Source organism: Streptomyces sp. NPDC040545, from assembly GCF_055595065.1.
In genome coordinates, this window is record NZ_JBVIWA010000010.1 from 125,861 (window position 1) to 139,576 (window position 13,716).

Annotated in this window: 11 protein-coding genes; 5 read left to right on the top strand and 6 right to left on the bottom strand. The window is 73.6% G+C overall.

The genetic code is table 11. The annotated features are described in order from the left end of the window. Positions 1-82: 82 nt before the first annotated feature. Both ACZ573_RS20655 and ACZ573_RS20660 read right to left on the bottom strand, forming a co-directional pair. Positions 83-1,183, bottom strand: coding sequence for an NADH:flavin oxidoreductase/NADH oxidase (locus ACZ573_RS20655; RefSeq protein WP_471306120.1), 1,101 nt, complete (start codon positions 1,181-1,183; stop codon positions 83-85). A gap of 76 nt (positions 1,184-1,259) precedes the next feature. After that, the gene (locus ACZ573_RS20660; RefSeq protein WP_471306123.1) at positions 1,260-2,582 is read right to left on the bottom strand and encodes a wax ester/triacylglycerol synthase family O-acyltransferase; all 1,323 of its coding nucleotides are present in this window, start codon (positions 2,580-2,582) and stop codon (positions 1,260-1,262) included. 224 nt (positions 2,583-2,806) lie between these two features. On the opposite strand from ACZ573_RS20660, the gene ACZ573_RS20665 reads away from it, so the two are divergent. From ACZ573_RS20665 to ACZ573_RS20675, 3 genes are all read left to right on the top strand, one after another. Further along, the gene (locus ACZ573_RS20665; protein WP_351156698.1) at positions 2,807-3,898 is read left to right on the top strand and encodes a WD40/YVTN/BNR-like repeat-containing protein; all 1,092 of its coding nucleotides are present in this window, start codon (positions 2,807-2,809) and stop codon (positions 3,896-3,898) included. 11 nt (positions 3,899-3,909) lie between these two features. Further along, positions 3,910-4,596 carry a uracil-DNA glycosylase gene (locus tag ACZ573_RS20670; RefSeq protein WP_030012774.1) on the top strand — a complete coding sequence of 229 codons (687 nt, stop codon included), beginning with the start codon at positions 3,910-3,912 and terminating at the stop codon, positions 4,594-4,596. Positions 4,597-4,692: 96 nt separating this feature from the next. Next, positions 4,693-5,607 (top strand): sirohydrochlorin chelatase, encoded by a 915-nt coding sequence (locus tag ACZ573_RS20675; protein WP_471306126.1) that lies wholly within the window; start codon positions 4,693-4,695, stop codon positions 5,605-5,607. 84 nt (positions 5,608-5,691) lie between these two features. Here the strand turns inward: ACZ573_RS20675 and ACZ573_RS20680 are convergent, their stop codons facing one another. From ACZ573_RS20680 to ACZ573_RS20690, 3 genes are all read right to left on the bottom strand, one after another. After that, complete coding sequence (locus tag ACZ573_RS20680; protein ID WP_471306129.1) at positions 5,692-6,756, bottom strand: lactonase family protein; 1,065 nt, start codon at positions 6,754-6,756, stop codon at positions 5,692-5,694. Positions 6,757-6,811: 55 nt separating this feature from the next. Continuing rightward, positions 6,812-7,948: a nitric oxide synthase oxygenase gene (locus tag ACZ573_RS20685; protein ID WP_471306131.1), complete on the bottom strand. Its 1,137-nt coding sequence runs from the start codon at positions 7,946-7,948 to the stop codon at positions 6,812-6,814. A 240-nt stretch (positions 7,949-8,188) separates the two neighbouring features. Beyond that, entirely contained in the window at positions 8,189-8,782 is a 594-nt protein-coding gene (locus tag ACZ573_RS20690; RefSeq protein WP_471306135.1) for a GNAT family N-acetyltransferase, read from the bottom strand. 141 nt (positions 8,783-8,923) lie between these two features. Here ACZ573_RS20690 and ACZ573_RS20695 point away from each other — a divergent pair, with 141 nt between their 5' ends. Beyond that, on the top strand, positions 8,924-11,221 hold the full coding sequence (locus tag ACZ573_RS20695) for a HelD family protein (protein ID WP_471306138.1): 2,298 nt from the start codon (positions 8,924-8,926) through the stop codon (positions 11,219-11,221). On the opposite strand, the gene ACZ573_RS20700 is transcribed toward ACZ573_RS20695, so the two are convergent. Then, complete coding sequence (locus ACZ573_RS20700) at positions 11,211-12,704, bottom strand: FUSC family protein (RefSeq protein ID WP_471306389.1); 1,494 nt, start codon at positions 12,702-12,704, stop codon at positions 11,211-11,213. The two genes, ACZ573_RS20695 and ACZ573_RS20700, sit on opposite strands and share 11 nt — an antisense overlap. A 415-nt stretch (positions 12,705-13,119) precedes the next feature. Here ACZ573_RS20700 and ACZ573_RS20705 point away from each other — a divergent pair, with 415 nt between their 5' ends. Further along, positions 13,120-13,590: a MarR family winged helix-turn-helix transcriptional regulator gene (locus tag ACZ573_RS20705; protein WP_471306143.1), complete on the top strand. Its 471-nt coding sequence runs from the start codon at positions 13,120-13,122 to the stop codon at positions 13,588-13,590. Positions 13,591-13,716: the final 126 nt, after the last annotated feature.

Sequence of the window (13,716 nt, forward strand, 5' to 3'; positions counted from 1 at the left end):
GAGAGTCGTCGAAGAAGGCGGGGTCGGTCGGGGAAACCGGCGGTACGGCTCCGGGGCGGGCGCCGCCGGAGCCGTACCCGCGTCACCAGGAGCGGTGGTACTGCTCGGGCGTACGGATCTCCCCGCCCAGCTCGTTGGCGGCGCGGCGGGCCCAGTACGGGTCGCGGAGCAGTTCCCGGCCCAGCAGGACGGCGTCGGCCTCCCCGTTGGCGAGGATCTTCTCGGCCTGCTCCGGTTCGGTGATCAGGCCGACGGCGGCCACGGGAAGGGCGGTCCCGGCCTTGACCCGGGCCGCGAAGGGGACCTGGAAGCCGGGGCCGACGGGGATCTGCGCGTGCGGCGCGAGGCCGCCGGTGGAGACGTCGAGCAGGTCCACCCCGTGTTCCAGCAGCAGGTCCGCCAGCCGGACCGTCTCCTCGGCGGTCCAGCCCTCGTCCTCCAGCCAGTCGGTGGCGGAGATCCGGAAGAACAGCGGGAGTTCCTCGGGCCACACCGCCCGTACGGCGTCCACGACCTCGAGGGCGAAGCGGGTGCGGTTCTCGAAGGAGCCGCCGTACTCGTCGGTGCGCTTGTTGCTGAACGGGGAGAGGAACTCGCCGATGAGGTAGCCGTGGGCGCCGTGGATCTCGACGACCTCGTAGCCCGCGGCCAGTGAGCGCTCGGCGGCGGCCGCGAACTGGCCGGTGATCTCCCGGATCTCCTCGACCGTCAGCTCGTGCGGCACCGGGTGGTCCTCGGAGAACGCCAGCGCGCTCGGGGCGAGCGGCTGCCAGCCGTGCGCCTCGGGCCCGACCGGCCGTCCGCCCTTCCAGGTGCGGTCGGTGGAGGCCTTGCGGCCGGCATGTGCGATCTGGATGCCGGGGACGGCGCCCTGGGCCTTGACGAAGGAGGTGATCCGGCGCAGCGCCTCGACCTGGGTGTCGTTCCAGATGCCGAGGTCGTAGGGCGAGATCCGGCCTTCCGGGGAGACCGCGGTGGCCTCCTGGACGATCAGCCCGGTACCGCCGGTGGCGCGGGCGGCGTAGTGCGCGAAGTGCCAGTCGCCGGCCACGCCCGCGTTCGGGCCGAACGCCTCGGCGCTGTACTGGCACATCGGGGCCATCCACACCCGGTTCGGGATGGTGACGGAGCGGAGCGTGTAGGGCGCGAACAGGGCGGCGAAGGCGGCGGGTGCAGCACTCATCAGGCTCTCCAGATACGACCGGGCATGCCGGGGATCGATCAAGTACGAGAGATACCGTACTACGAATTTCCTCGTACTACGAGACCTCTCGTACAAGCTCGTCGAGTTCCGCGCGCAGCGCCCCCGCCAGGGCCGCCAGATCCGGGACGGCCTCCGCGTCGGCGACCAGTCCGTAGTGGACCGTCCCCTTGTACGTGGAGACCGCGACGGCCAGGGTCTGCCCCCGGGCCAGCGGGGCGAGCGGGTACACCTCGCGGACCGGGCTGCCGCCCAGGGTGAAGGTGAAGCCCGGCAGCGGCACGCTGGTGACCAGGATGTCGAAGAGCAGCCGGGCGGCCTGGGCCACGAGCGGGCCGCCGAGCCGGTGGCCGAGCGGATGGACGTGGTCGGCGAGCAGGGCGACGGCCCCGGCGCCGCGGGCGGGTCCGGCGTCCTTGTTGCGGTCCATGGCGGCGCGCACGCTGTCCAGGCGGCGCAGCGGATCGGATTCGGCGAGCGGCAGCCGGAGCAGATAACCGGAGAGCCGGTTCCCGGCGCCCCCCGAGCCTCCGGGCCCGCGGCGGCGGGACACCGGGATCAGCGCGCGCGGGCCCGCGCCCCAGGGCTCGGGATCGCCCCGCTCCGCCAGCCAGCGCCGCAGCGCGCCCGCGACCAGGGCGATCAGCACGTCGTTGACGGTGCCGCCGGCACCCTTGCGGACGAGGTTGACCTCGTCCAGGTCGAGCGCGAGGCCGGCCACCGCACGGGCGCCCGAGCCGGTGGAGCCCGCGGTGAGGGCCGCCGGAACCCCGAGCGGCAGTCCGGCGCGGGCCACGGCGGCGCCGATCTCCAGGGCCTGGCCGACGTCCTGGACCCGGGCCGCCAGCGCTCCGGGGAGACGGCGCAGGACGGAGCCGCCCCGCTGCTCGGGGACCGGGCGCACGGGCGGCCGGGGGGCCGTCGCCTCGTCGAACAGGGTGGCCGCGAGGGCCAGCGCGCCCAGGCCGTCGGCGAGGGCGTGATGGAACTTGAAGAGCACCGCGAAGGAGTCCGGATCGGGTCCGGCCAGCACGTGCGCCTCCCACGGAGGCAGCGCCCGGTCCAGCGGCCGGGCCATCAGCGGTCCGGCGGCGGCGTGCGGGACGGCCTCGTCGGTACGGACGAGGAACACGTGTCGGGCCGGGTCGAAGCCGGGGTCCGGCGACCAGGCGGCCGCGCCGACCGGCAGCAGCACGTCGCGGATCCGGCGGCGCAGGCGCGGCACGGCCGCGCAGCGGGCGGTGAGCAGGCGGGCGGCTCGCTCGGCGGCGCCGGGCCCGGCCGCCCGGAAGACGGCGAGGGCACCCAGGTGCATGGGGTGGTCGGCGGATTCGATCCGCCAGAAGGCGAGGTCGAGCGGGGACAGGTGCTCGGTGGCCACATACGTCCTCTCGCGTGCGGCGGCAGTGACCTGAAGTCAATCCATTACGGACACCCACATGCAAGCGGCAACCATTTCCGGGCGGTAAATGATCGGTATTGATCTGCTCATCAGCAGCCCCGCACCGTCCGCCGGGTCACTGTCACCGGGTGGGTGCAGACTGGCCGAAAAGATACTCCGCAGGGAACGCCCGCCGAGGGCGCCGAGGTCCGGAGGTGCCGGCCATGGCCGACGCAGTACTGCTCGTGGGAACCCGCAAAGGACTCTTCATCGGCCGCCGCCGGGGCGATGCGCCCTGGGAGTTCGACGGGCCCCATTTCAACGCCCAGGCCGTCTACGCGGTCGCCGTCGACCGGCGGGGTCCGGCGCCCCGGCTGCTGGTCGGCGGGGACAGCTCGCACTGGGGGCCGTCCGTCTTCAGCTCCGACGACCTCGGGGCGACCTGGCGCGAGCCCGCCGCGCCGGCCGTGAAGTTCCCCCAGGACACCGGGGCCTCCCTGGAGCGGGTCTGGCAGCTGCAGCCGGCCGGCCCCGAGGCCCCGGACGTGGTCTACGCGGGGACGGAACCGGCCGCGCTGTTCCGCTCGACCGACCGGGGCGACTCCTTCGAGCTGGTCCGCCCGCTGTGGGAGCACCCGAGCCGCGGGAAGTGGGTACCGGGCGGCGGCGGTGAGGGCCTGCACACGGTGATCACCGACCCGCGCGACCCGGACGCCGTGACCGTGGCCGTGTCCACCGCCGGGGTGTTCCGGACCCGGGACGGAGGGGCCAGCTGGGCGCCGTCCAACACAGGGGTCTCGGCGGTGTTCCTGCCGGACCCGAACCCGGAGTTCGGCCAGTGCGTGCACAAGATCGCCCAGGACGCCGGGGACACGGACCGGCTCTACCTGCAGAACCACTGGGGCGTCTACCGCAGCGACGACGCGGGCGGCCGGTGGACCGACATCGGCGGCGGCCTGCCCTCCGACTTCGGATTCGCGGTCGCGGCCCATCCGCACCGGCCGGACACCGCCTACGTCTTCCCGCTCAACGCCGACTCCGACCGGGTCCCGGCCGAGCACCGGTGCCGGGTCTTCCGCACCCGGGACGCGGGCGCCACCTGGGAGCCGCTGGCGCGCGGGCTCCCGGCCGGGGACCACTACGGCACGGTGCTCCGGGACGCGCTGTGCACGGACGACGCGGACCCGGCGGGCATCTACTTCGGCAACCGCAACGGAGAGGTGTACGCCAGCCACGACGACGGCGAGAGCTGGCAACTGCTCGCCGAGCACCTGCCGGACGTCCTGTGTGTGCGGGCGGCCACGTTCGGCCAGTAGAGTGATCCACCGTGGCAGCACGACCGTTGAACGAGATCGTCGAGCCGGGCTGGGCCCGTGCTCTGGAGCCGGTGGCGGGGCAGATCGCCGCCATGGGCGACTTCCTGCGCGCCGAGATCGCGGCGGGAAGGACGTACGTACCGGCCGGGGCCAATGTGCTGCGCGCCTTCCAACAGCCCTTCGACGAGGTCAAGGTACTGATCGTCGGGCAGGACCCCTATCCCACACCGGGACACGCGGTGGGCCTGTCCTTCTCGGTCGCCCCCGACGTACGGCCGGTACCGCCGAGCCTCGACAACATCTTCCTGGAGATGCACCGGGACATCGGCACCGGCCGCCCGGCGAACGGCGACCTCACGCCGTGGACCCGGCAGGGCGTCCTGCTGCTCAACAGGTCGCTCACGACCGCGCCCCGGCGCTCCAACGCGCACCAGGGCAAGGGCTGGGAAGCCGTCACCGACCAGGCCATCCGGGCCCTGGCCGCGCGCGGCAAGCCGCTGGTCTCCATCCTCTGGGGACGGGCGGCCCGCAACCTGCGGCCGCTGCTCGGCGAACTGCCCGTCGTGGAGTCCTCGCACCCCTCCCCCAAGTCGGCCGACTACGGGTTCTTCGGCTCCCGGCCGTTCAGCCGGACGAACGAGCTGCTGGTGGGCCAGGGTTCACAGCCTGTGGACTGGCGCTTGCCGTCAGTCAGTTGAACGTATCTGATATTCACCGGATAAATACGGACAGATGCCTCGCGAGAAGGCCCTGCCCGAACACCTTGTTCCGATAAGCCAGTAGCATGCGGCGCCATGAGCTCCCCCACTGGGCCCGCAAATGGCCTGCCCGTACGAATGCCGCGACCCCGCCAGACCGGACGGCACCGCCGGCCCGAGCCCGCGGTGGCGCCCGAGGGCGCGCCCGCGCTGGTGCTCGCCGTGCCCGGTGCCCCCTCGGCCGCCTCGCGAGGGCTCGCGGAAGAGATCATCAGCATCGGCCGCTCCGAGCTGCCGGGCCTCGACGCCCGGATCGGCTTCCTCGAAGGTGACGACGCCACCGAGTTCCCGTCCCTGTCCGGCGTGCTGACCGCCGTCGCGACCGAGCGTGTCGCGCGCGCGGAGTTCGCCCGCGCGGCCGGCCACGAGGTGCCCGTGCCGACCGGCCCGGACGCCGTGGTCGTGCCGCTGCTGGCCGGCCCCGACAGCGATCTGCTCCGCCGGATCCGCCAGGCACTGATGGACTCCTCGGCCGCGGCCGAGCTGGCCGACGTGCTCGGCCCGCACCCGCTGCTCGCCGAGGGCCTGCACGTGCGGCTGTCCGAGGCGGGCCTGGCCCGCGCCGACCGCGCCCGGCTCTTCACCGTGACCACCGCCGCCGACGGCATCGTCCTGGCCACCACCGGTGGCGAGGAGGCCGTACAGGCCGCCGGGATCACGGGCATGCTGCTCGCCGCCCGGCTCGCCGTGCCCGTCATGGCCGCCGCGCTCGACCAGGAGGGCTCGGTGGCCGCGGTCGCCGAGCAGCTGCGCCGCGAGGGCTCCACGCTGCTCGCGCTCGCCCCGTACCTGATCGGCCCGGAGGCCGCCGACGGGCTCCTCGACACCGCCTGCAAGGAGGCCGACTGCGCCACCGCCGAGGTGCTCGGCGCCTACGGCGCGCTCGGCAAGCTGGCCGTCGCGCAGTACGCCGCGGCGCTCGGGATCGCCCAGGACGCCGCCGCACACTGACCCGCCCGTACGACGTGAGGGGCCCCCGGGGGCCACGGGAGACCGTGGCCGCCGGGGGCCTTTCGCGTGCCCCACGCGCCCGTGTCAGCCGAGGACCACGCAGGTGGCCGCGGGCACGGCCAGCGAGCCGGCCCGGTGCGGCTGCCCGGTCAGCGGGTCCACCTCGAACCAGGTGACGTCCCCCGAGCGCTCGTTGGCCGCGTAGAGCCGGTTCCCCGAGGGGTCGACGGCGAGATCGCGCGGCCATGCGCCGCCGCAGTCCACGGCGCCGGTGAGCCGCGGCTTCCCGGGGCCGTCGGCGAGGGAGAGGGTGACGATCGTGTCGGCCCCCCGGACGGCCGCCCAGACGAATCCGCCGTCGGGTGAGGCGACGATCGCCGAGGGGTAGGCCCGTACGGCCCCTGAGACGCCCCCGGAAGCCACCGGAACCTCGCCGACCGGTTCCAGTCGCCCGGACGCCCCGTTCCAGCGGCAGACGGTCACCTGCGGCTCCAGCTCGTGCAGGACGTACGCCACCGCGCCCTCGGGATGGAAGGCGAGGTGGCGGGGACCGGTCCCGGCGCCCAGCGCGGTCTCGGCGTGCACCCGCAGCGCCCCGGTGGCCGGGTCGAGCGCGCAGACCCGTACCGAGTCGGTGCCGAGGTCCACGCTGAGCACCCAGCGGCCGGTCGGGTCGGGCAGCACCTGATGGGCGTGCGGGCCCTCCTGCCGGTCGGCGTCGGGGCCGGAACCCTGGTGCGGCAGGACGTGGGAGGGGCCGCCCGGGCGGCCGTCGGCGGCGAGCGGGAGGCTGCTGACGCTGCCGGAGGTGTAGTTGGCGGTGAGCAGCCTGCGCCCGGCCACGCTGAGGTGGGTGGGCCCGGAGCCCCCGACGCGCACGGGTGCGCCGAGCGGGGCGAGGCCGCCGGCGGTGGGCCGGAAGGCCGCCGCCTCGCCCCGCTCGGTCTCGCTCACCGCGTAGAGGACGCCGGTGTCCCGGGCGAGGGCGAGGTACGACGGATCCTCGGCGGTGGCGACCGAGAGCGGGGTCAGCGCCCCGGTCTTCGGATCCACGGCCGCGATGGTCACACCGCGGCCGCCCCCCGAGGTGAAGGAGCCGATGTAGGCCCGGTGTTCGCCGCTTCGGTCCTTGCTGTCCGCGCCGCCCACAGGAAACCCCTCTCACCGCTTTCGGATCCGTCCGGAGCCGACGGTAACAGAAGGTCTAGACCAAATCCCGTCCTTGGGCCCGCTCCTGCGCGCCGGGGTGGTGGACGTAGGCCGTACTGCTGCTGCGGTCCTCGTAGGTGCGGTGGAAGACGGGGGTCGCGGAGCCGGAGATCGGCGGCACGATCCAGGACCAGTCCGCGCCCACCTCGCGCCCCTTGCGCTCCTCCCGTTCCATGTGGGACAGGAAGCGCCGGGACTCGGAGTGGTGATCGGCGATCGTGACCCCGGCGCGGTCGAAGGAGTGCAGGACGGCCCGGTTCAGTTCGACGAGCGCGCGGTCCTTCCAGAGGGACCGGTCGCTGGAGGTGTCCAGGCCCAGGCGGCGGGCGACGGCGGGCAGCAGGTTGTACCGGTCGGTGTCCGCGAGGTTGCGGGCGCCGATCTCGGTGCCCATGTACCAGCCGTTGAACGGCGCGGCCGGGTAGTGGATGCCGCCGATCTCCAGGCACATGTTGGAGATGGCGGGTACGGCGTGCCAGCGCAGCCCCCAGTCCGCCCAGCCATTGCCGTCGGGGTGGTCGATCGGCACCTCCAGGACGGCGTCGGCGGGGGTGTCGAACCAGCGGGGTTTGTCGTCGACGCCCTGGACCACCAGCGGCAGGAGGTCGAAGGGGGTGCCGGGGCCGCCGGACCAGCCGAGCTGGAGGAGGGCCTCGGTGAGCGGGGCGTTGCGTGCGTCGCCGACGGTTATCGACGGGTGGTCGCCGTAGCCCGCGTATCTGACGAGCTGCTCGTTCCAGATCAGCGGGCCGGGCCGGTCCGGGGTATCCGGGGCGAAGACCGTGATCGTGGGCCTGACCCTGCCCCGGTTGGTGGCCTCGCGCAGGTGGTCGAAGCATTCGGCGGCGATGTCGTCGGCGTCGGTGAGCCCGCGGCGGTCGCGGACCCGCAGCGAATTCCAGTAGAGGCGGCCTATGCAGCGGTTACTGTTGCGCCAGGCCACTCGCGCCCCGTGGACCAGTTCCTCGGGGGTGTGCACATAACTGCCGGTCTCGGCGAGCTCGGCTCTCACGGCGGCGAGCCGGGCGCGCGGATCGCCGGCCTCCGCGTTCTCCCGGTGGAAGAGTCGGATGAACTCCTCGGCCGCTTCCCACACCTGAGCGGTGGTGGAGCGCTGTTGAAGAATTTCCATTCCGGGCGGTTACCCCCTGTCCGACCAGATCCACCCTGTAGGTGCCGGATGAATGTGCAATAAACAATTACCCGTTGTACATGCCGCAGGTCAGCGTGGGGTGATGGGCCATGAGGGAGCACTCCTCCGGGTGATCCCTCATGGATCGGGCTGCGGCAGGGCACGCGGGGGCGTACGATCCGGCTCATTGCGGGAGTTGGCCGTGCGCCGGGCCAGCCGTACGCCGGGGCGTGCGCCGGGTCAGCGGCAGGAGCGGCTCATGTAGAGCGCCTGCTCGCCGGCCGCCGGGGTGCCGCCGTACAGCGCGGTGTCGAGGCCACAGAAGGTGAATCCCATGCGCCGGTAGGCGTGCACCGCAGGGGCGTTGACCGAGCTGACCTCCAACCACAGGTGCTCCGCGCCCCGTTCGCGGGCGAACCGCTCGGCGCACTCCATCAGGGCGCGGCCGATACCGCGGCCCCGGTGACCGGGCGAGACCTCGATGTCCTCGATGGTCAGCCGCCGGTTCCAGGGGGTGTAGCCGACGGCGGCGAACCCGCAGAGGAGGTCACCGTCGAGGGCCACGAACGTCCGCGCGTCGGCGTCCGAGTCCTTCCCACCGCCGAAGACCTGCTCGTCGTGCTCCTCCGGCGGGAACACCTTGTGCACGGGCGGGTCCACGGGGACCTCGCGGAGCAGGAAGCCGGAGCCGGCGCCGTCGCCCGAGCCGGGGTCACTCACCTCGAAGACCGTGGCGGTGGTGAAGGAGCTGTCCAGGGCCTCGATGGCACCCGCGTCCTCGGGACGGGCGAGGCGGTAGACGATTCCGTCGGCTGAGCCGTGTGCGGTGGTCATGAGATCCACCGTACGCAAAAAATCCCCCGGCCGAATTGGCTGCCGAGGGAGAAGAGAGCGTATATTCAGTGGTTCACGACTTCGCCTGAAATGAAGTCGTGAAGAGGCTTACGAGGACACCGTATCGCGGCAGGAGTGCAATTGTCAACCGAGGAATTCCGGAAAGAGCAGCAATTCGTCACCGGGCTCTACGAGCGCCTCGACGGTCTGCGTGACCAGGCCGAACGGGCGCTCGAAGGGGCGCTGCGCGATGTCGGTACCGGGTTTCAGGCGCGGCTGGAGCGGGACGTCCTCGTCGCCGAGCAGTCCGGTCTGCTTTCCGCCCTGAATGCGGGCGAGAACGGCCTCTGTTTCGGCCGTCTGGAGTTCTCCGACGGCCGGGACCACCACATCGGCCGGCTCGGAATCCGGGCCGACGACGCGGAACGCACTCCGCTCGTCCTGGACTGGCGCGCGGACGTGGCCCGCCCCTTCTACCTCGCCACCGGTCACACCCCGATGGGGCTGCGCCGCCGGCGGCACATCAGCAGCCGGGGACGCGTGGTCACCGCCCTGCACGACGAGATCCTCGACCTGACCGACGCCGAGCGCACCGGCCACGAGGGCGCGGACGCGGACGCCGTGCTGCTCGCCGCGCTCGACGCGGCCCGGACCGGCCGGATGCACGACATCGTCCGCACCATCCAGGCCGAGCAGGACCGGATCATCCGCTCCACCCACCGCGGGGTGCTGGTCGTCGAGGGCGGTCCCGGCACCGGCAAGACCGCGGTCGCGCTGCACCGCGCCGCTTATCTGCTGTACGCCCACCGGGAGCTGCTCGCCAAGCGCGGTGTGCTGATCGTCGGACCGGGCCCGGCCTTCCTCGGCTACATCGGCGGAGTGCTCCCGGCCCTCGGCGAGACGGGCGTGCTGCTGGCCACCCAGGGTGAACTCTTCCCCGGCGTGCACGCCACCGGCACCGACCGCCCCGGGGCCGCCGCGGTGAAGGGGCGGGCCTCGATGGCGGAGGTCCTCGCCCGGGTGGTGGCCGACCGGCAGTGCCTGCCGGAGCACGTCCCCGCGGACACCGGCGAGGAGTACGACACCGTCCCCGAGCCGGCCCTGGAGATCGACCACGAGGAGTACGGGACCCTGCTGCTGGACCGCACCATGGCGTACGAGGCGCGGGACCGGGCCCGGGCCACGGGGCTGCCGCACAACCAGGCGCGGCCCTCCTTCGCCTTCCCGATCATCGACGCGCTCACCGCGCAGCTCGCCGACCGGCTGGGGGCCGATCCGTACGGCGGGCCGAACCTGCTGGGCTCGGACGACATCGCCCAGCTCGGCAAGGAGATCGCGACGAGCGCCGCCGTGCACGCGGCGATCGATTCGCTGTGGCCCTCCCTCACCCCCCAGCGCCTGATCGCCGACTTCCTGGCGGAGCCCACCCACCTGCCCGCCCACGAGGCCGACCTGATCCGGCGCGCGCCCTCGGTCCGGCCGGACTGGACCCCGGCCGACGTGCCGCTCCTGGACGAGGCGGCCGAGCTGCTCGGCGAGGACGACACGGCCCGGCGGGCCGCCGAGGAGCGGGACCGGCAGCGGCGCATCGCCTACGCGCAGGGCGTGCTGGACCTGTCCGAGGGCTCCCAGTCGTACGAGTTCGAGGACGAGGAGAACGAGTTCCTCGCGGCCCACGACATCATCGACGCGGAGCGGATGGCCGAGCGCCACGAGGAGGCCGACCACCGCAGCGCCGCCGAGCGGGCCGCGGCCGACCGGACCTGGGCCTTCGGGCACGTCATCGTGGACGAGGCGCAGGAGCTGTCGGCGATGGCGTGGCGGCTGCTGATGCGGCGCTGCCCGACCCGGTCGATGACGCTGGTCGGCGATCCGGCGCAGACGGCCGACGAGGCGGGTTGCGGCTCGTGGGAGCGGATCCTGTCGCCGTACGTGGGCGAGCGCTGGGAGCTGGTCCGGCTGGGGGTCAACTACCGCACGCCGGCCGAGATCATGGAGGTGGCGGCGGCCGTGCTGCGGACGCGCGATCCCGGCTTCGAACCGCCGCGTTCGGTACGGGCCACCGGGGTGCGGCCGTGGGCGCACGCGACCGGCGACCTGGCGGCGGCGACCCGGGAGGCCGTGGCGCGGGAGCTGCCGGCCGAGGGGCGGCTCGCGGTGATCGCGCCGCGGGCGCGGCACGCGGCGCTGGCCGCCGTACTGCCGGGGGTACGCGCGGGCGCGGAGCCGGACCTGACCGGGGAGGTGGTTCTGCTGGACCCGCGCCAGGCCAAGGGGCTGGAGTTCGACACGGTGATCGTCGTGGAACCGGACGAGTTCCGGCCGAGCGACCTGTACGTGGCGCTGACCCGGGCCACCCAGACCCTCGGGGTGGTGCACACCGCCGGCCGGCTGCCGGCGGGGCTGGCGGACACCCCGGAGGGGCTCCTCAGGCGCTGATGACCAGCGGCGCCCGGGGGTCGGTGCGCAGCGGGGTCGCCAGTGCCACGAGGGTGTGCTCCAGGCCGTGGAGGTGGGCGAGGGCCGGCTCCGCGGCGGCGGGCCGGGGGTGCGGCACGGTGGCGATCCCGGGGGTTCCGTGCGGGGCGGTCAGGGCCTCCACCGCGGCCTCGACGCGCCAGCAGGCGGCGGCCAGCCGGGCGTCGTGCGAGGCCTGCGGGTCGGCGGCGACGGCGACCAGCCCGCGCACGTCGCGGGCGCAGTCGTCGAGCAGCGCGAGCACCTGGCGGGCCCGGACCTTGCGGGCGCGCAGCGGGCTCAGCGGGTGGACGAGCGGCGCGAGCGCCATCCGGACCCGGCCCAGCAGCAGCTCCAGCTCGGCGGCGTGCGGGGCGGGGTCGGCGTCCGGGTCGCCCGCGAGGCGGTCCAGGGCGGCCGCGGTGGAGGCGCGTACGCAGTGCAGGGCGCGCTGGATCCACGCGTCGTTGGCGGCGTGGGTGGTGACCGGAAGGATGAGCACGACGGCGAGGGCGGCGCCGAGCGCGCCGATGGCGGTCTCCTGGAAGCGCAGGAGCAGCAGTCCGGGGTGCAGGACGCCGAGCAGGCCGTAGAGCAGGCCTGCCATGACGGTGACGAAGAACATCATCCAGGAGTACGAGGGCGCGGCCGTGTAGAAGATCCCGAAGACGCATACGGCGACCAGAACAGCGGTGGGCGCGGGCGCGCCGTGCAGGGGTACGGCGATCAGCAGCCCGGCGGCGATTCCGACGACGGTGCCGAGGACGCGGCGGAAGCCCCGTACGAGGGTCTCGCCCCGGGAGGCGGTGTTCACGAAGATCCACCAGGAGGTGCCGACGGCCCAGTACCAGCGGTCGTCGGAGAGCGCCTGGCCGATGCCGAGCGCGAAGGCGCAGGCGGCGGTGGCCTGGAAGGCCTGCCGGGTGGTCGGCCGCGCGAGCCCGGTTCCGGGCAGGCCGGGCGGGGCCGCGGGGGGCGGGGTGCGCCGCTCGATGGGCCACAGCAGGAAGCGCACGCCACCGGCGGCGAGGAGGGCCAGGCCGACGGCGGCGTACAGCTCGGGCAGCTGCGCGGGCCGGGCGTGCAGGAACTGGGTGACGAAGAACATCATGAAGCCGAAGATCCCGAGGGCGTGCCCGCGCGGGCCGAAGCGGCGGGCGTACACCCCGGCGAAGACGACGGCCAGGAAGGCGGCGTCCCGGGCGAGCGGCACCCCGTGCAGGGCGGTGGCGAGGGCCAGGACGGGGAATCCGGCGACGGGCAGCAGGGCGGTGGTCAGGCGCTGGGCCCGGACGTCCGCGTCGAGCACGGTGAAGAGGGCGAGCAGGGCCGCCAGTCCCCCGGCGATGGAGGCGGTCAGGGAGAGACCGCACACCTCGGCGAGGGCGACGGCGGCGGCGACGCCGATCACCGCGCGGGCCGAGTTCCGCAGTCTCATACGCCCCGGATCCGGAGCCACGAACATCCTCTTCACGGCGGTGTGCCGCCCCCCTTGCAGTGCTGCGCGCCGGCCCGGCGCCGCCCGGGGGTGGTGGGCGGCGGACGGGCACGGCGAAGGCGCCGCGCTCCGGAACCGGCTTCGTTGCCGTCCGGCGCTGCGCGGCGCCGTAAGTACATGGATAGGACACAGATAAGCATCCGGGAGCCCACTGGCTCAACCGAGGTGCCGGGCACTGGGCCATTGGTACACCGACTGGACGGATTTATCGGCCACAGTCCTGGCCAACGGACCAGCCCGGCGGGCGCGCTCGTCGTCCCGGGCACCACCCCGACGGGCCCGGCGCACCGGCCGGGCCGTGCCGTCGTGGCTGACTCTCGTCCACGTGACCACGCGCTGTTATCGTGCAGCGACCCGCGGGGCGTACGGAAGGGGACCGACGTTGGCGCGTACGGCGGAGTCCAGGGAGGCCGAGGCGTTCAGCCGGGCCGCTGTGGCGGTCTTCCGGCTGAACGGACGGTTCACGGCGGCCCTCGACCGGCTCGCGCTCGCCTCGGGGCTCAGCGCCGCGCGCTGGCAGATACTCAGTACGGTGACGGACGAATCACTGTCCGTGTCCGCCGTGGCCCGGCGGGTGGGGACCACCCGGCAGAGCGTGCAGCGCATAGCGGACCTGTTGGTGCGGCAGGGACTCGCGGTCTACCTGGACAATCCGGCGCACCGGCGGGCCAAGCTGCTCACCGCCACCGAGCAGGGCGCGGCCGCGAAACGGGAGATCGACTCCTGTCTCGCCGGGCTGGCGCGGCAGCTGTGCGAGGGCCTCGGCGGCGCGGACGAGGTGCAGCGCACGGCCGAGGTGCTGCGGGGCCTGTCCGGCGCGTTGTCGTCGATCGGATCCGGCGACTCTCGGTGAGGCCCGCGCACGGGTCCACCGCTATACGGACAAGCTGGCCTGAAACTGCCCATGTTTTTTCCAAGAGTTGACTGCGCCGAGGAACGCTCTTTGCGGTACCGTTCGCGCCTGACGCGGGGTTTCAAG